This window comes from Micromonospora tulbaghiae (assembly GCF_900091605.1).
Classification (GTDB): domain Bacteria; phylum Actinomycetota; class Actinomycetes; order Mycobacteriales; family Micromonosporaceae; genus Micromonospora; species Micromonospora tulbaghiae.
This window is the reverse complement of the sequence record NZ_FMCQ01000001.1, coordinates 55,150-72,125: the sequence shown is the minus strand read 5'-3', so window position 1 is coordinate 72,125 and position 16,976 is coordinate 55,150. Positions and strand designations below refer to the sequence as shown.

Annotated in this window: 14 protein-coding genes; 6 read left to right on the top strand and 8 right to left on the bottom strand. The window is 73.4% G+C overall.

The window, feature by feature from the left end:
- Window positions 1-11: 11 nt before the first annotated feature.
- The 6 genes from GA0070562_RS00320 to GA0070562_RS00295 are packed head-to-tail and all read right to left on the bottom strand — an operon-like array spanning window position 12 to window position 8,004.
- A complete protein-coding gene (locus GA0070562_RS00320) occupies window positions 12-1,625 on the bottom strand; it encodes an oligosaccharide flippase family protein (protein ID WP_091413324.1) in 1,614 nt (537 codons plus the stop codon).
- Window positions 1,592-2,455, bottom strand: coding sequence for a sulfotransferase family protein (locus GA0070562_RS00315; RefSeq protein ID WP_091413322.1), 864 nt, complete (start codon window positions 2,453-2,455; stop codon window positions 1,592-1,594). Before GA0070562_RS00315 ends, GA0070562_RS00320 begins: the two co-directional genes overlap by 34 nt.
- Before the next feature lie 17 nt (window positions 2,456-2,472).
- A complete protein-coding gene (locus GA0070562_RS00310; RefSeq protein ID WP_091413320.1) occupies window positions 2,473-3,678 on the bottom strand; it encodes a hypothetical protein in 1,206 nt (401 codons plus the stop codon).
- Window positions 3,678-5,162: an O-antigen ligase family protein gene (locus GA0070562_RS00305; RefSeq protein ID WP_091413318.1), complete on the bottom strand. Its 1,485-nt coding sequence runs from the start codon at window positions 5,160-5,162 to the stop codon at window positions 3,678-3,680. The genes GA0070562_RS00310 and GA0070562_RS00305 overlap by 1 nt, the downstream gene beginning before the upstream one ends.
- Window positions 5,159-6,166, bottom strand: a complete 1,008-nt coding sequence (locus GA0070562_RS00300) for a DUF3048 domain-containing protein (RefSeq protein WP_091413316.1) — start codon at window positions 6,164-6,166, stop codon at window positions 5,159-5,161. Before GA0070562_RS00300 ends, GA0070562_RS00305 begins: the two co-directional genes overlap by 4 nt.
- Window positions 6,163-8,004, bottom strand: a complete 1,842-nt coding sequence (locus tag GA0070562_RS00295) for a Wzz/FepE/Etk N-terminal domain-containing protein (RefSeq protein WP_091413314.1) — start codon at window positions 8,002-8,004, stop codon at window positions 6,163-6,165. Before GA0070562_RS00295 ends, GA0070562_RS00300 begins: the two co-directional genes overlap by 4 nt.
- Before the next feature lie 499 nt (window positions 8,005-8,503).
- On the opposite strand from GA0070562_RS00295, the gene GA0070562_RS00290 reads away from it, so the two are divergent.
- From GA0070562_RS00290 to GA0070562_RS00275, 4 genes are read left to right on the top strand one after another with little or no spacing between them, the layout of a single operon-like run.
- Window positions 8,504-8,980: a glycosyltransferase family 28 protein gene (locus tag GA0070562_RS00290; protein ID WP_013289269.1), complete on the top strand. Its 477-nt coding sequence runs from the start codon at window positions 8,504-8,506 to the stop codon at window positions 8,978-8,980.
- The gene (locus GA0070562_RS00285) at window positions 8,980-9,561 is read left to right on the top strand and encodes a glycosyltransferase (protein WP_091413311.1); all 582 of its coding nucleotides are present in this window, start codon (window positions 8,980-8,982) and stop codon (window positions 9,559-9,561) included. The genes GA0070562_RS00290 and GA0070562_RS00285 overlap by 1 nt, the downstream gene beginning before the upstream one ends.
- Complete coding sequence (locus tag GA0070562_RS00280; RefSeq protein ID WP_091413309.1) at window positions 9,558-10,559, top strand: sulfotransferase family protein; 1,002 nt, start codon at window positions 9,558-9,560, stop codon at window positions 10,557-10,559. Before GA0070562_RS00285 ends, GA0070562_RS00280 begins: the two co-directional genes overlap by 4 nt.
- Complete coding sequence (locus GA0070562_RS00275) at window positions 10,556-11,470, top strand: glycosyltransferase family 2 protein (protein WP_091413308.1); 915 nt, start codon at window positions 10,556-10,558, stop codon at window positions 11,468-11,470. Before GA0070562_RS00280 ends, GA0070562_RS00275 begins: the two co-directional genes overlap by 4 nt.
- Before the next feature lie 61 nt (window positions 11,471-11,531).
- Here the strand turns inward: GA0070562_RS00275 and GA0070562_RS00270 are convergent, their stop codons facing one another.
- Both GA0070562_RS00270 and GA0070562_RS00265 read right to left on the bottom strand, forming a co-directional pair.
- Window positions 11,532-13,151, bottom strand: a complete 1,620-nt coding sequence (locus tag GA0070562_RS00270) for a hypothetical protein (protein WP_091413306.1) — start codon at window positions 13,149-13,151, stop codon at window positions 11,532-11,534.
- A gap of 101 nt (window positions 13,152-13,252) precedes the next feature.
- Entirely contained in the window at window positions 13,253-14,131 is an 879-nt protein-coding gene (locus tag GA0070562_RS00265) for a 3'(2'),5'-bisphosphate nucleotidase CysQ (protein ID WP_091413304.1), read from the bottom strand.
- A 197-nt stretch (window positions 14,132-14,328) separates the two neighbouring features.
- Here GA0070562_RS00265 and GA0070562_RS00260 point away from each other — a divergent pair, with 197 nt between their 5' ends.
- Both GA0070562_RS00260 and corA read left to right on the top strand, forming a co-directional pair.
- Window positions 14,329-15,423 (top strand): aminotransferase-like domain-containing protein, encoded by a 1,095-nt coding sequence (locus tag GA0070562_RS00260; protein ID WP_091413302.1) that lies wholly within the window; start codon window positions 14,329-14,331, stop codon window positions 15,421-15,423.
- A 356-nt stretch (window positions 15,424-15,779) separates the two neighbouring features.
- A complete protein-coding gene (gene corA, locus GA0070562_RS00255) occupies window positions 15,780-16,928 on the top strand; it encodes a magnesium/cobalt transporter CorA (protein WP_091413300.1) in 1,149 nt (382 codons plus the stop codon).
- Window positions 16,929-16,976 lie beyond the last annotated feature (48 nt).

Here is a 16,976-nt window from a genome sequence, read left to right as displayed (position 1 = left end):
CGCAGGATCGGTCAGGACTGGGCGGCCGGGTCCGCCCCGGCCCGGTTACGGCCACGGCGCAGGGCGCGCAGCGCGTCGAGGTTCAGGGTGCGCCGCCAGCGCCAGACACCCGCCACGTACGCGGCCAGGCCGACGGCGGTCACCAGCGCGAGCACCAGCGGCGCGGCGCCGAGCAGGGTCGCCACGCCGAGCGGCAGGCCCAGCGTCACGACGGCGAGCGCCATCGCGGTGCGGGTGCCGGCGCCGAACGGGTGCAGCCGCATCGACCACCAGAGCTGGGTCAGCGGCACCAGGTTGGTGACCAGGATGGAGACGGTCCAGGCCAGGGCCGCGCCGAGGATGCCGTAACGCGGGATGAGCACCACGTTGCCGACCACGTTGAGCACGGTGCCGGTCATCGCGTTGTAGAACGTCCACGCAGTGCGCCCGGCCATGTTGAGCACCATGTCGACCATGCCGCAGCCGGTGGCCAGCAGCATGGTCAGTGCCAGCAGCACCACGACCCGGCGGCCGTCGGCGTAGTCGCCTCCGAACAGCGCCAGCATCGGCGTGGCGAACGCCGCGAAGATCAGGTACGCGGGCCAGGAGAGGATCACGAGCCAGCCGGTGGCGACCTGGTAGAGCTGGCCCGCCTCGGCCCGGTCGTTGCGGGCGAACGCGGCGGCCAGCCGGTGCTGCACCGAGCTGGACAGCGCGACGCTGGAGAGCTGGCCCAGCGCCAGGAACCGGGTCGCCGCCGTGTAGATGGCCGCCTCGGCCGGCCCGCGCAACGCACTGAGCAGCACGATGTCCAGCCGCTGCACCACGATGGCGGCCAGACTGCTGACCGCACGCGGCCCGGTGAAGCGCCAGAACGGTCCGGCCAGCTCACGCGCCGGCACCGGCCGGATCACCTGCCGGCCGGCCCGGCCGACCAGCCGGCTCAGCCAGAACAGCGCGACCACCGCGGCGATCAGGTACGGCACCACCCAGGCCAGCGGCAGCGCGACGGTGGCGGACAGCCCGAGCCAGGCGGCCACCGCCACGGCCAGGAACTGCACCAGCGTGCGGCCGAGCCGCTCCACCGTCAGCAGCGGGCGCATCTGACCGAAGCCCCGGCAGGCGGCGAGCGCGTAGTCGTTGAGCGCGGCCAGCGGCACGAACGCCAGCAGGATGCGCAGCGCGGTCACCGCCTCCGGCCCGGCCTCCGGCATGGTGGCCCGGGCCAGCGCCGGTGCGGCCAGCCAGCCGGCCAGCCCGAGCAGGGTGCCGACCACCAGCACCGGCAGCAACCCGACCAGGATCGTGCCCCGGATCTGGTCGCGGCGGTCGAGCGTGCGCTGGCGGCTGACGAAGTAGACGGTGCCGACGTCGGTGCCGAGCCGCGCCGCCGACGCGGCGATCATGAACGCGCTGGTAGCCGCGAAGAACATGCCCGCCTCGCGGACCGACCAGCCCCGGGCGATGACGATGTTCAGGCCGAAGCCGGCCACCGCGGCCAGCCCGACCCCTACGAGGTTGGCGAAGCCCTGCCGGGCCGCGCCGCCCAGCCCCGCGCCCGGCCCGGGGGGCGGTGCGGTGAGCGTCGGGGTGCCGCCGGCGTCCGCCCGGGTCACCGCCGCCACGACGGCACGCGTCCCCACCACGCCGCCAGCCGCTCGTCGTACGGCGCGAAGTGGTCTTCCAGCCGGGTGCGCAGTTCCGCCGACATGGGCGAACGGGAGCGCGAGTTGTGTTTGCCGAACGCGATGTCCGCCCAGCGGGGCAGCTCGAGGAAGTCGCAGACCGCGTCGAAGGAGGGACGCGGGTCGGCGAAGAAGTCGTCGCTGTCGATGACGTGCATGCGGTCCCGGCCGACGAGCGCCTCCAGGCGCTCCAGCTGCTCGATGTAGCGGCCCCGGGCCAGGTACGCGTTGTGCTGGAGGTGCTCGCTGGCGTACGACGCGGAGCTGATCATCCGCTCCCGCTCGCCCGCCGTCCGGGACTCCTCCAGCGCGAGCGCGCGCTCGAAGTCGGTCTCGGTCTCGTAGCCGCGGGCCAGCTCGTGCGAGTGCGCGGAGTAGGCCCGCTCCACCGGGTCGCGCAGCAGCACCAGCAGCTTCACCGAGGGCAGGTCACGGGCGATGCGCTGCCCGGCCAGCGGGTGGAACATGTAGTACGGGCTGGACTCGCCGGTGATGCCGCGTACCCCGATCTGGGCCTTCACCGCCTCGGCCTTGCTCGTGGTGGGGAAGTGCCCGAGGTACCAGCTCATCCCCCGGTGGTAGTCCATGTCGAAGTAGTGCACGCCCTTGTGGTACGCGGGCGGCAGCACACCGGGATGCTGCGAGAGCGTCTTGAACAGCGAGGTGGTGCCGCAGCGCTGCGCCCCCACGATCAGGAATCCCGGCACCATCCGCGAACCGGCGGTCAAGCGGCCGACCGTCCGGCTCACCGACTTCACCGCGCGGAGCGCCTGCTCCTTGGCCAGCGTCACGTCCCCACTCCTCACTCTCACCCGGCCCGGCGGGCCAGGTGTTCCTCGACGGCGGGCAGCAGCCAGGTGTCGACGTGCCCCAGTCGCGCACCCGCCTCCGCCTGCCGGTCCCGCAGGTAGCGCGCCGCCAGCTCCACCAGGTAGAGCACGGCGACCAGATCGGCGCCCCCGCCGGTCTGGTCGAACGGCGCCAGGGTGCGGCCGGCGCCGGCGATCAGCGCCCGGGCCGCCTCGACCGGTTCCACCCCGTCGTGGCTCATCGCGCTCTGCACCGCCAGGTGCAGCGCGTCGTACCCGGCCGGCACGTCCGCCTCGAACCGCTCCCAGTCCCAGACCAGCACCCGGCCGTCGGCCAGCACCGCGCTGTTGCCGCCGTTCCAGTCCCCGTGCCAGGCGCCGAGGGCGACCACCGGGTCGGCGTCCGCGACGGACTTCAGCGCCGCGCGCAGCCGCCCGGCCTCCGGCCGGGGCCCGAGCGCGTCCACCGCGGCGGTGAGCCGGGCCGCGTGCCCGCTGCCCGCCCACGACTGCCGGCGTACGCCGAGACAGCCGGCGACCGCCACCATGGCCGCGCGCTCGGCCGCTTCGGCGGCGGCCGGGGCGGCCCGGGGCAGCCGCACCGGCAGTGCCTCCTGCACGAGCAGCGCGTGGCCGTGCCAGTCGCCGTGATGGCGTACCCCGGCCAGCACCACCGGGCCGAGCGGCACCTCGGCGAGGCGGCGCAGCGCGTCCGCCTCCGCGTGCACCAGCGCGCGGGTCAGCGGGTCGACGCCGAGCTTGGCGTACCCGAGGGCGCGGCCGTCCGGGGCGAGCAGTTGCAGCACCGGCTTGCGGTTCGCGCGGGCCGGCCCGATGTGCAGGCTCACCAGCGCCGGCTCACCGAGCACCTCGGTCAGGTACGCGTCCAGCCCGCCGCCGTAGGCCACCAGCCGGTCGCGGAACACCAGCGGACCCAGCCCGAGCCGGAACGCGGTGGACAGCCCCTGCCGGACCAGCTTGGCCTTGCGGCCGACCGCCTCCGTGGAGTGCCGCACCGCGCTCGCCGCCGCCCGGCCGGAGCCGGTCGGCACGAGCAGCCGGGGGCGGGCCGCCGAGGGCACCACCACCCAGCCGGCGCCGCCGCGGCGCAGGCTGGGCTCGGCCGGTGCGGGCCAGATCAGCCCGGCCAGTTCACCGAGGTACGCGGCACGGCCGTCGCCGTCCGGGGGTACGCGGAACACCATCAGTGGTCACCGGTCTTTTCCAGTCGGGCCCGTAGCCCGGCGATCGTGCCCTCGGGTGGCGCCGGCCCGAGCGACCGGCGGATCCGGTCGTTGCGGGCCAGCAGGGCGACCGTGATCAGGGCGTAGGCGAGTGTCGCTTCCATCGCACCGTAGGTGAACTGGAAGAACAGCATGAGGATGAGCACGAGCGTGCCGGCGATCCCGATCGCGCTGTGGTCGCGCCGGTAGCGCCAGATGCAGTAGATGAAGAAGGCGTTGTAGCAGATGGCGCCGACCCAGCCCTGCCCGACGAGCAGCGCCCAGACCTGGCCGTTGCTGCCCAGTTCCCGGTTGCCGCACTGCTTGCAGTCCTCGGACTTGCCGATGGCGATGGACCGGTTGCTGCCGATCAGCGCCCGGTTGCCGCCGTACCCGAGGACCGGCGAGTGGTTGGCCGCGGCGACCGCGCCCTGGGACAGCGTGGTCCGGATGTCGTCGCTGTGCCCGTTCTGGAGGCGTTCGTCGAAGGTGCGGCCGAGCGGTGTGGCGACGATCAGCACCCCGATCAGCCCGACCCCCAGGGCGAGCCCGCCGAGCACCACCATCCGGCCGCGCAGCGCGAGCCGCAGCGCGACGTACGCGGCGGCGATGCCGAGACCGATCCAGAGGCCGCGGTTCAGCGAGTAGACGATCGGGAAGATCGCCGCCAGGGCGATGGCCACGCCGGCGGTACGGCGCAGCGGCTTGCCCAGCACGACCCAGCCGACGATCAGCCAGACCAGCAGGATCGCGGTGTTCTGGCCCCACGAGTTCGTGTAGGTGAACGGCGCGGACGGGCGGGGCGAGCTGGCCTCTCCCTCGATCACCTGCTGCACCTGGGCGAACTTGATCTCCATGAGGGAGGTGACGTACGGGTGACCGGCGATCGACTGGGGCAGGACGAAACGCAGCGGCGCCACGAACGTGAGGTTCGGGAAGAGCGAGCCGATCCAGCCGCCCAGGACCACGACCACGCCCATGAACCCGAACAGCCGGACCATCCGGCGCTGGGACAGCTCCCGGTCGCGCAGGTTGTAGACGTAGAGCATCGTCACGGTCATCGCGAGGTAGTTGGCGAGCCGGATGCCCCAGCCGATGTACTTGCCGCTGCCGCCGGGCGGCAGCGTGTTCGGCGCGGTGAGGTCGAGGGTGACCACTGACAGGAACACCCAGAGCAGCAGGACCATCCAGATCCCGAAGCCGGGCGGCACCCGCACCGGGCCGCGCTTGCGCATCTGCCAGATCATCGGCACTGCGAAGATGACGAAGACGAAGCTCGACACCCCGAGCACCCACCACAGCGGGTACAGCAGGAAGACCCCGATCAGCGGCCACGCCGTCGGCAGCCGCCACGACCAGCCCTCCGGCCGCACCGTCACCGGCCGGAGACGGTTCCCGTCCGGCGGCGACACCGCCCCGACCGGGACCGTCCCGCGCGCGGTGCGGGGCGGGGTGGCGGTGCTCATTTCACGGAGACCTTGGCGGTGGTCGGTGCGTAGATCACCCAGGCGTTGCCGGGCTGGGGATGCAGGAGGTCGCCGCCGGTGTCGGCGAGCGTGCAGACCATGCCCAGGCCGGGCTTGCGCCACCGGCCCTTCGCGCTGTTCGGCCCGGACACCGCGACGACCGCGCCCTCGCCGAAGACGTTCGCCGACGGCAGTGAGCGCGGGGACGGCTTGCGCACATCCAGCGTGCGGTATTCCATCGTCAGCACGATGACGGAGGCAGCGGTCACGGTGACCTTGCCGACCTTGCCGGCCCAGAGGGACTTCGCCTGGTCGTACCGCCAGACCATCGGCGGCCCGCCGGCCACTGTGACGGAGAGTTCGGTGGCGGGGACGAGGTCGCGGGCGGCGAGCGCGTCGCCCTCGGCGGCGTGGTCGATCGGCGGAGAGGGCGGCTGGCCGCCCTTCGGGGCGGCCTTGAGCAGCGCGGCTGTCGAGGTGTAGTCGCCGGAGAAGACCTTGCCGTCGTCGTCCGGCGTGACGCCGTCGAGGTCGGAGTTCTCGAACTGGGAGAGGAAGCCGGTGGGGCCACCGGCGTAGCCGACGAACGGGCGCAGCACCGCGAGCGACCGGATGTCGACCGGCCGGATCTCGGTGACCGGGCCGATCTTGGCGGCGTCCTTGGAGTGGAACACGGCGGTCAGGTGCAGCGTGTCGGACTCGGCGAACTCGGCGTAGACCAGGTCGGCGGCGTCCAGGCCGGCCGGGGTGGTCGCGGGGCTCACCCGCAGCGGCACCGCGACCGCCTGGCGGGTGGCCGCGGCCGGGGTGCCGATCGGCGCGCCGGTCAGCGGGCCGGTGGGCAGGTTCTGCGTCGGGGCCGCCGAGGACGGCGAGGCGGTGACGTCGCCCGGGTCCGCCACCTGGATCTTTCCGGGCTTGGGTTCGGGTTCGCTGCATCCCGTCCCGACGCCGAGGACGACGGCGGGGGCGAGCGCGGCACGGAGCATCTGCCGGCGGTTCACCCCAGGTCCTCGCCGGAGTCGAGGGCGTAGCTGCGGCCGTCGCCGTCACCGCGGGAGCGGTACGTGCCGCCGGTGCCGTTGAGCGGCGCCGGCTTGCCCGGCATGCCCTGGTTGCCGGGGTTCGGCGGCGGGGTGGCCTTGCCCGGTGCCGGCTTCGCCGGGCCGGGGCGGGACGACTGCATACGCGGCAGCACCATCGTCGACTCGGCGGACGGGCCGGGGCTCGGCCGGGGCTTGGGCCGGTTGGCCGGGGCCGCGGGCGCGCTCGATCCGCCCGAGTTGCCCGAGTTGCCGGAACCGCCCGACGCTGCCGGACGGGCGGCACCGCCGGCCGGGACGGGCAGGCGCGGGGCCAGCACGGCGCCGATCACCGGCGCGTTCACCTGCTCGAACTGCTGCAGGGCGGCGGTGATCTCGCCGCTGCGGGTCTTGCCCGCCTCGGCCACCATGATGACCGCGTCGACGTACCGACCCAGGGCCTGGGCCTCCACGGCGAACGTCGGCTGCGCGGTCTCGATCACCACGTGGTCGAAGCGCGCGGACAGCTCGTGCATGATCTCCAGCAGCCCGGCGACCGGCAGTTCGACATCGGCGTCCAGGTCGCCCGGCACCAGCACCCGGAGCTGACCGAGCCCCGGCACCGGCGCCAGCGCCTTGAGCGGGGGCACGTCGCGGCGGAGCACCGAGGCGAGGCTGTGCCGCCCCTCGGCCACGCCGGTGATGGCGCCCACCGCCGAGTCGGGCTTGGTGGTGATCAGCGCGACCTGCTGGCCGGTGCGGGCGTACGAGGCGGCGAGGTTGGCGGCGACGAACCCGGCCGCGGTGCCGGCCGACGCGTCGCAGAGCAGCAGCTGGCGACCGCGTCCGCCCTGTGCCGGTTCGGGCACCGCGGACAGCAGCACGTTGCGCAGCCGGCCCAACTCGCGGGAGGCCCGGTGGGTGGCCGGCAGGACGGACAGCGAGGGCACCCGCGACGGAAGTTCCACGAGCAGCGGCAGGCCGACCCGGTCGGAGATGTCGCGTCCGCGCCGGATCCGGGTGTCGAGCCGGTCCAGCACCAGCGCCAGCACGATGCCGAGCAGCAGGCCGGCGCCCATGCCGCTGGCGAGGTTGAGGGTGCGGTTCGGCGAGCTGGGCCGCTCCGGCAGGCGAGCGTCGGAGATGATCTCGCCGGGGTCGGAGCCGGCCGAGACCAGCGGGCTGAGCCGGTTGTTCAGGCCGTTGAGCTGGTTGGTCAGGACGCTCCGTTCGGCCTCGGCCCGCTCCCGCTCGGGCGAGTTCGACGGCGCCGCGGCGATGCGCCCGGCGACCGCGCTCAACTGCTTGTTCAGGTCGGCGATCTGCTGCTTGAGCGCGTTGGTCTCGTTCTCCAGCGCCTTCTGCGCGGTGGCCTTGCGCAGGTCCAGGTAGGCCTGGGCGAACGCGTGCGAGCCCGACTGGGCGCCCTCGGGGCTGTTCGCCTCGTACGCCACCTGGAGGATCTGGCTGTTCGGCGGCACCTTGACGGTCACCGACTTGACGAGCTGGTCGGCGCCGGTGTCGACCTTCATCAGCGCCTTGGCCCGCTCGGCCACCACCAGGGATCGGACCACCTGGGCCTCGGTGTCGAGGTTGACCTTGGCGTTGGGGTTGCTCTCCGCGCCCGAGCCGAGCGGGCGCACCAGCAGCGAGGTGGTCGAGGTGTAGTGCGCCTCCTGGATCTGGTTCAGCGCGAGCCCACCGCCCAGCCCGAGGACCGCGGCGAGCAGCAGGATCCACCAGCGGCGGCGCAGCCAGCCCAGGTATGCCATCAGGGCAAGACCGTCGGCGTCGCTCTCGGCCAAATGGGGTGAGGGCATCAGAGTCTGTCGCTCCCTTTCGACCGAGCCGGGCAGTCCACGGCACAGCTGGACCTGACCGTGGCCTTGAGTGTCCCCGATCCGAACGACGAGGGAAAGTCTGCTCACGTTCCGGTAAGCCTGCCCGGGTGTGGGCAGCCCGCGTAGAAATGGCCGATCGGCGCTGACCATTCGGCGGGTTTCCCGGTGTTGGGCCTGACCTGCCCCCGGATAAGCCGACGTCGCCGGCGGCTCTCGTGCGGAGCGGTGACGGAATCCTGACACATCTCACTTTCTCTTGGGGGCCCGGCCCGGCAGCCGGGGCGCACCGGGCTGACCTGGACGGTGACCGGCCGGTGCACATCCCAGTGGCGGGAATCGAGAGGTGAGCCGACCGGCGAGCCAGGATCCGTCCAATGGCCCCTTCAGTTGCCCATGGGCGCGCCAGTAGGTTGTCAGGACGCGTCCGAGGGGCATTCACAAAAATCCGGACGCGTCATCCGCGTACGGGAGGACTTTTGTGGTGAGCGGGTCAACCGAGGACTCGGGGCAGGTCCTGCTGGTGGGTTCCAGTGGCGGGCACCTGGCCCAGCTCCTGGCCCTGGAACCGTGGTACCGGGACCGGCGCCGCGCATGGGTAACCTTCGACACCCCGGACGCGCGCTCGCTGCTCGCCGGTGAGGACGTGGTCTGGGCGCACCACCCCACCACACGCAACGTCAAGAACCTGGTACGCAACGCGTTCCTCGCGTTGAAGGTGATCCGCCGGCGCCAGGTCGACGCCGTGGTCACCACCGGCGCCGGGGTCGCCCTGCCGTTCGTGGTGGCGGCCCGGATGCGCAAGATCCCGACGGTCTACATCGAGGTGTACGACCGGATCGACAGCGCGACGCTCACCGCCCGGCTCTGCCGTCCCTTCCTCTCCGCGATGCTCGTGCAGTGGGACGAGCAGCGCCGGATGTACCCGGAGGCCACCGTCGTGGGGAATCTGCTCTGATGGCGCACATTCCGCAGCAGCGGGACCGGCGTTCCGCGGCACCGTACGTGCTCGTCGTGGTCGGCACCGACGTGCACCGCTTCGACCGGCTGGTCGGTTGGCTGGAGCGCTGGCACGCGGCCCGGCCCGAGGTCCGGCTGGTCCTCCAGTACGGCCACAGCCGCACCCCGGCCCTGCCCGGGGCCACCCCGTTCCTCGGCCACGAGGAACTCCAGCGGGCGATGGCGGAGTCGACGCTCGTGGTCAGCCACGGCGGCCCGGCCACCATCACCGAGGCCCGGCGCAACGGCCACCTGCCGATCGTGGTGCCCCGCGACCCGTCGCACGACGAGCACGTCGACAACCACCAGCAGCTGTTCTCCCGCCGCCTGGGCGCGGCCGGCATGGTGCGGCTGTGCGAGTCCGAGGCGGAGCTGCTCGCCGCGCTGGACGAAGGGCTGGCCGACCCGAGCCGGTTCGTCCTGGCCGCCGACCCGGGCCGCCCGGACCCGCGCGCCGAGGCGGTCGCCCGGGTCGGCGCGGTGATCGACGAGCTGGTGGCGCGCCGGGTACGGCAACGAGCCGTCGGGCGTCGCGGATGAGCGCCCCGGATCCGGCACCGCCGCGGGTCCTCTTCGTCGGCGGCCTCGGCCGCAGCGGTTCCACGCTGCTGGAACTGCTGCTGGCGCAGAGCGCCGACGTGTGTGCCGTCGGTGAGGTGGTGCACCTGTGGGAGCGGGCGCTCGGCGCCGACGAGCGCTGCGGCTGCGGTGAGCGGTTCACCGCCTGCCCGTTCTGGCGGCAGGTCGGCGACCAGGCGTTCGGCGGCTGGGCCGCGGTCGACCGGGACGACGTGCTGGCGCTCAAGGACCGCGTCGACCGGACCCGGCACATCCCCCGGCTCGCCAAGGACGCGCTCCCGCCGGAGCAGCTGGCCGACGTGCGCCGCTACGCCGACCTGTACACCCGGATCTACCGGGCCGCGCTGTCGGTGACCGGCGCACGGGTGGTGGTGGACTCCAGCAAGCACGCCTCGCTCGCCTTCGCCCTGCGCTGGGCCGAGGGGCTCGACCTGCGGGTGCTGCACCTGGTCCGGGACAGCCGGGCGGTGGCGTACTCGTGGGGCAAGCAGGTGCGCCGCCCCGAGGTGGTCGACGGCGAGGACTTCATGCCGACCTTCTCGCCGTTCGAGGTGAGCAAGCTGTGGACCGCGCAGAACGCCGCGTTCCACCTGCTCGCCTCCCGGGCCAAGGTGCTGCGGCTGCGGTACGAGGACTTCACCGCGAACCCGGCCGGCACCGTACGCCAGGTGCGGGACTTCGCCGGCCTGCCGGACGACCCGGCGGCGCTGCGCATCCTGTCCGGTACCGACGAGACCGCAGCGGCGCCCGAACCGGCCGCGCCGTTCCGCGCGCACAGCGTCGCCGGCAACCCGCTGCGGTTCAGCGGCGGGCCGTTGACGGTGCGCCGGGACGAGGCGTGGCGGGACCGCCTGCCGCGCCGCAGCCGTGCCGTGGTCAGCCTGGCCACGCTTCCCCTGCGGGTCCGCTACGGCTATCTGGGCCAACGGGGATCCGACGAGTCCGTGGAGAGAGCATGAGTGGGCCGAGCATCTCGGTCGTCGTACCGACGCGGGACCGTCCGGAGCTGCTGCGTGCGGCGCTCGACGCGATCCTCAGCCAGGCGCACCCGGGCCTGATCGAGGCGATCGTGGTCTACGACCAGTCCGAACCGGACCGGTCGCTGGAGACCGACCGGGGTGACCGCCGGATCCGGGTGATCACGAATACCCGTACCGCCGGGCTGGCCGGCGCGCGCAACACCGGCATCGAGGCGGCCACCGGCGACTGGGTGGCGTTCTGCGACGACGACGACGAGTGGCTGCCCGGCAAGCTGGCCGCCCAGTTCGGGGCGCTCGACGCGCACCCGGACGGCGCGCTGGTGAGCTGCGGCATCCGGGTCAGCTACGACGACCGTACGGTGGACCGTTCGCTGGACCGCGCCCGGATCTCGCTGGAGGCGTTGCTGCGCGACCGGCTCACCGAGCTGCACCCGTCCACGTTCCTGATCCGCCGGGCCGCGCTGCTCGACGCGATCGGGCTGGTGGACGAGCAGATCCCGGGCAGCTACGCCGAGGACTACGAGTTCCTGCTCCGCGCCGCCCGCTACGCCCCGCTGGTGAACGTGGAGAGCCCGTACGTGCTGGTCCGCTGGCACAAGCGGTCCTACTTCGCGCAGCGCTGGGAGACCATCTCGACCGCGCTGCAGTGGCTGCTGCGCCGCTATCCGGAGTTCGCCACGGTGCCGCACGGCGAGGCGCGGGTGGCCGGGCAGATCGCCTTCGCGCAGGCGGCCATGGGCAACCGGCGGGACGCGGTCCGCTGGGCCCGGCGCACGCTGGCCCGCAACCCGAGGGAACCGCGCGCCTACCTGGCGCTGGCGGTGGCGAGCCGGGCGGTGCAGGCCGACCGGGTGCTGCGCACGCTGCACAAGCGCGGCCGGGGCATCTGAGCCGTACGCGAAACGGGCGGGCGACCGAGGTCGCCCGCCCGTTGCCGTTCCGTCGCCGGGGTCAGGCCGTGCAGAAGGACTTCCACGCCTGGATGCTCGGCTGGTCGAGCAGCCGGAAGTCGCCCTGGCTGACCGTCTGGTTGTAGTACGCCACGAACTCCGGCCGCTGGCCGTTGAGGAAGCCGGTCATCGACCGGATCCAGGCCGCCCGGCCGGTGCCCGAGTCACCCGGGACCAGGTCGCTGCCGGTCTCCGCGACGCCCCACGGCTTGCCGAGCGCCTTGGACTTGCTGATCATCGCGCCGTAGATCTCCTGCGGCGGGGCGTACCGCTTCCACTTGGCGCCCCAGTTGTAGCAGTCCCAGCCGAGCGCCTCGATCACGTCGCCGCCGGGGTAGAAGGCGTCGAAGCTGCGCCCGGACTTCGGGTCGAGCGTCCAGCACATCAGGATCAGCGTGTTGATCAGCTTGGGGTTGCCCGTCCGGTCGGCCAGGCCGGCGATCCGCTTCCACGCCGTCCGGTACGCCGCCGTGCTGAACGCGCCGCGCTCGACGTCGTCCTCCGGCTCGTGGAAGTACGACCAGTAGACGTTGTGCTCGCGCGGGATCGAGGCGAACCAGGACGTCAGACGGGAGTCGAACTTGCCGGTGTTGACCTCCTGCGGTGACGCCTTGAACGACACCACCACGGTCCGGTCCACCACGTCGGCCCGGCTGCCGGACCAGGCCGGCGGCAGGCCGGGGAAGAAGATCCGGGCCATCCGCAGCTTGCCGAAGGTCCGGTCGGACCGGGCCAGCGCCTGGCCGAAGGTCTCCCCGTTCTGCACGCCGATGGAGGCGCCGGGCAGCGTCAGTCGCGTACCGGTGAAGCCCGGGCCGGCGGCCGCGGAGGCCGACGGACGCGCCGAGGGCTTGCCACCGAGGCCCTGGTCGGCGCCCGGGGACGCCGGGCCGGAGGTGGCCGGCGTGCCCGGGCCCATCGAGGTCGCCGGCCCGACCGAGCCCGGCGTCCCGCCTGCCTGCCGGTCCGTCGAGTCGGGTCGCAGCGCGGCCACCGCGACCCCGCTGCCGGTCACGGCCACGACCACGGCCGCGGCGATGGCGACGCGCCAGCGCCGCCGGGAGCCGCCGGGTGACGGTGCGGGCACCGGGGCGAGCGGCGGCGTGGGCGGCCGGCCCGGCCCACCGGTGGCCGGTCCGTGCGGAACGTCCACCGGGGGCGGTCCGGTCAGGGTGGCGGTCGCCGTGGTGCCCGCCCCCCAGCCCGCCTCGCCCGCCGGTGCGCCCCGACCAGTGTCGCCGGCCGGTCCGGTCCGGCCGGATCCGTCGTGCGGACTCCAGGCGGTGTGGCCGCCCGCCGCCGGGCCGGCCTGCGTGGCCCAGTCGTCGTGCGGCTCACCCTGCGGCCAGGCTCCGTCCTGCTGCGGCGCCCAGCCGTTCGTCGTGCCGGGCGCGGCGTCCCAGCCGGCCGGGTCGTGCCCTGGCCCGTCGTGGTGACCGGCGTCGTGCCGGTCGCGCTCGGGCCAGGGCAGGTCACCGCCCGGCCGGGCCGGTGCTGGCGGCGTGCTCTCGGCCTCCGGCCAGGGCAGCGAAGGGCCGCCCATCTGGCGCGGAATGTCCTGACCCGGCCACAGGCCGGTCGGCTGCCCGAAGGCATTGTGCGGCTCTCGGTCGGCCGGCATGACCCTCCCTGGCTGTCGGCGGCCCGTGGTCGGGGCTCAGATCGCCACGCATTCCTGTCTGACGATAACCCTCATCCACCTGGCCGTATGTACCCTGACACTCAGCCGAACGCCTCACCCTGGTTGTCGGTGACGGTCGAAGCGGGCATCTCGACCCCGGTCCGGGCGATCGCGTCGAGCAACTGGTCGGCCAGTTCGGGCCGGCAGACCAGCAGATCGGGCAGGCGCGGGTCGGCGCGGTTGTAGCGCAGCGGCGAACCGTCGATCCGGGACGCGTGCATGCCCGCGCCCAGCGCCACGGCGACCGGGGCGGCGCTGTCCCACTCGTACTGACCGCCCGCGTGGACGTACGCGTCGACCTCACCGGTCACCACCGCGCACACCTTCACACCGGCGGAACCCATCGGCACGGCGGTGGCGCCCAGCATCTCGACCAGCTCGCCGACGAACGCGGGCGGGCGGCTGCGGCTCACCGCGATCCGGATCGCGCCGTCGGACGGCTTCGGCTGCGGGCAGGTGGTGCCGAGCACGAGCGGCGTACCGTCCACCGTGGTCCGGGCCGGCATGCCCACCGCGCCGGCGACCAGGGCGCCGTCGGGGGCGGCGGAGCGCTGCCAGAGCGCCACGTGCACCGCCCAGTCGTCCCGCCCCTCCTCGGAGAACTCGCGCGTGCCGTCCAGCGGGTCGATGATCCAGACCCGGTCCGCCTCGTGCCGGGGTGCGCGCTCGCCGTCCGCCCAGGCGCGACGTGAGTCGGCCTCCTCCTCGGAGAGCACCGCGTCGGCCGGCCGCAGCCGGGCCAGCGCCGCAGTCATCAGCTCGTGCGACGCGCGGTCGCCGGCGTCCTTGAGCGCCTTCGGGTCGGCGAAGCCCTGCCGGTCCCGCAGCGCGGTGAGCGCCCTGCCGGCCTCGGTCGCCAGCCACTGCGCGAACCGCTGGTCGTCGAGCCGTCCCGCCTCGTCCTCGGTCACGAGCCCCATCCCTTGTTCTCCGGGTCTGCCGCGACCCGTCATCCTTCGGCGTCCGGTCGGACCGGCGCCAGCGTCCGTCGGATCGTAGACAGTCGCGAGGTGGTCTCGGATCCCCCGGACGCACCAGTGCCCCGGCCGGCCGCCCGCATGTTGAACTTCGCGTGTATCGCGGTCGGACCCGCCGGGCCAGGCCCTAGGCTCTGCGCATGACCGCCGAGCAGCTGATCTCGTTCGCCCGTGGCGCGCCTTCGCTGGACATCGTCGATGTCGAGGGGCTCAAGGCCGCCGCCGTCCGCGCCTTCGACGCCGACCCCGCCGGGGTCACCGCGTACGGCACCTCCGTCGGCTACCCGCCCTTGCGGAAGTGGATCGCCGAGAAGCACGGTGTCGAGGCGGACCAGGTGCTGATCACCAACGGCTCGTTGCAGGCCGACGCCTTCCTCTTCGACCACCTGGTCCGCCGGGGCGACGCGGTGGTGGTCGAGCGCCCGACGTACGACCGTACGCTGCTCAACCTCAAGCAGATGGGCGGCGAGGTGCACGGCGTGACGATCCAGCCGGACGGCCTGGACACCGCCGAGCTGCGCAAGTTGCTGGAGTCCGGGGTGCGGCCGCGGCTGGCGCACGTGATCCCCAACTACCAGAACCCGGCGGGCGTGACCCTCTCCCTGGAGAAGCGTCGTGAGCTGCTGGACCTGGCCGCCGAGTACGACTTCACGATCTTCGAGGACGACCCGTACGCGGACATCCGGTTCCGGGGCGAGCCGCTGCCCTCGATGCTGTCGATGGACACCCGGGGCGTGGTGGTGCACGCCTCCAGCTTCACCAAGACGGTCTGCCCGGGCGTGCGGGTCGGCTACCTGGTCGGCCCGGCCGAGCTGATCGCGGCGATCGCGAAGCGGGCGACCAACCTCTACATCTCACCCGGCATGGTGGCCCAGGCGATCGTGCACCAGTTCTGCGTCTCCGGCGCGATCGACGAGTCGATCCGGACGGTCCGTTCGGCGCTCGGCGAGCGGTCGGCGGTGCTGGCCGAGTCGCTGCGCCGGCACATTCCGGAGGCCCGGTTCGTGGAGCCGGACGGCGGCTACTTCCTCTGGGTGGAGCTGCCCGAGGACGTCGAGGTCGACCGGCTCGCCCCGGCCGCCGCCGAGCGCGGCGTAGCCGTGGTGAAGGGCAGCGACTTCATGGTCGACGGCGGCCGGCACGCGCTGCGCCTGGCGTACTCGGCGGTGACCGCGGACCGGATCGACGAGGGCGTGCGGCGTCTGGCCGAGGCGATGGCCGCCGTACGCGGCTGATTTTCTGTCGGGTTTCTGACAAAAGCGCCCTGCTGGCCGGTTCGGCTCTCCCGCTGAACCGGCCGGCAGCCCACAATGCTGCGAGTGCCGCTCACCTTTTGTCGGTGACCGGCCCGTACGCCCGGGTGGCCGCCGGCCGCCCCGGCCGGGCCGGCGGCACGCCCAGCATCACTCCCGCCCCCAAGGGGTGCCGGGTGGGCCGTGTCGCCCCTCACCCCCCTGACGCGGCCCGGCCCGCCCGGCGCCGCCGCGTGACGCCCGTCGCAACCGCCAGTACCCCGCACCCGCGCCCGCGCTGCGCTTCCCGCCGGTCGGCGTAACCTGCAAGCCGCAGCTCTAGGGGAAGGGGGCGAGAGATGACGGACCGGGTGGCACGCGACCGAACCGCCGGCACCGACGGCAGCCGGGCACTGCGCCCCCGCGCCTGGTCGGCCCCGGTACGCGCGATGTCCCGCATCCTCAACGCCGACGGCTCCCCGCGTACGGCCCAGCCGGCCGGTCCGGAGCGCAGCGGGATCGTCGACTGCGGGCTGTACGTCGACGGCGAGCGCCGCCCCGGGCACCCCCAGTACGCCGAGGCCCTGGCCGCCGCCCGGCAGGAGCAGGACGGCTTCGTCTGGCTCGGCCTGCACGAGCCGGATCTGGCCGAGATGACCGAGATCGCCGCCACGTTCGGCCTGCACGAGCTGGCCGTGGAGGACGCGGTCAAGGCCCAGCAGCGTCCGAAGCTGGAGCACTTCGGCGAGATCGTCTTCCTGGTGCTGCGCACCGCCCGCTACTGCGAGCACGCCGAGCTGACCGAGAACTCCGAGGTGGTGGAGACCGGCCAGGTGATGCTCTTCATCGGGCCGCACTTCGTGATCAGCGTCCGGCACGGTGACGCCTGCCGGCTGGCGCCGGTGCGCGCCGACCTGGAGGCGAAGCGGGACCTGCTGCGGCAGGGCCCCTGGGCGGTGGCGTACGCGATCACCGACCGCGTGGTGGACCTCTACCTGGAGGTGGCCGACCGGCTGGAGGACGACCTCGACGTGCTGGAGGCGGACGTCTTCGACCGGCAGAGCAGCGGCCGGATCCAGCGGATCTACCAGATGAAGCGGGAGCTGGTCGAGTTCAAGCGGGCGGTGGCGCCGTTGCAGCGCCCGCTGATGACGCTCACCTCGCAGGTCAACCGCGCGGTGCCGCAGGAGGTGCGGCGCTACTTCCGCGACGTGCAGGACCACCTCAGCCGCACGGTCGAGCAGGTGAACTCCTACGACGACCTGCTCAACTCGATCCTCCAGGCCCGGCTGGCCCAGGTCACCGTCGACCAGAACAACGACATGCGCAAGATCGCCGCCTGGGCCGCGATCGGTGCGGTGTGGACGGCGATCGCCGGCATCTACGGCATGAACTTCGACAACATGCCCGAGCTGAAGTGGACGTACGGCTATCCCGGCGTCTGGGCGCTGATGCTCGCGGCGTCCTTCACGCTCTACCGTCTGTTCCGCCGCAACGGCTGGCTGTAACCGCCGCGCCACTGCGGGCCGCCGCGGACCCGCCGCCCGGTACACGCG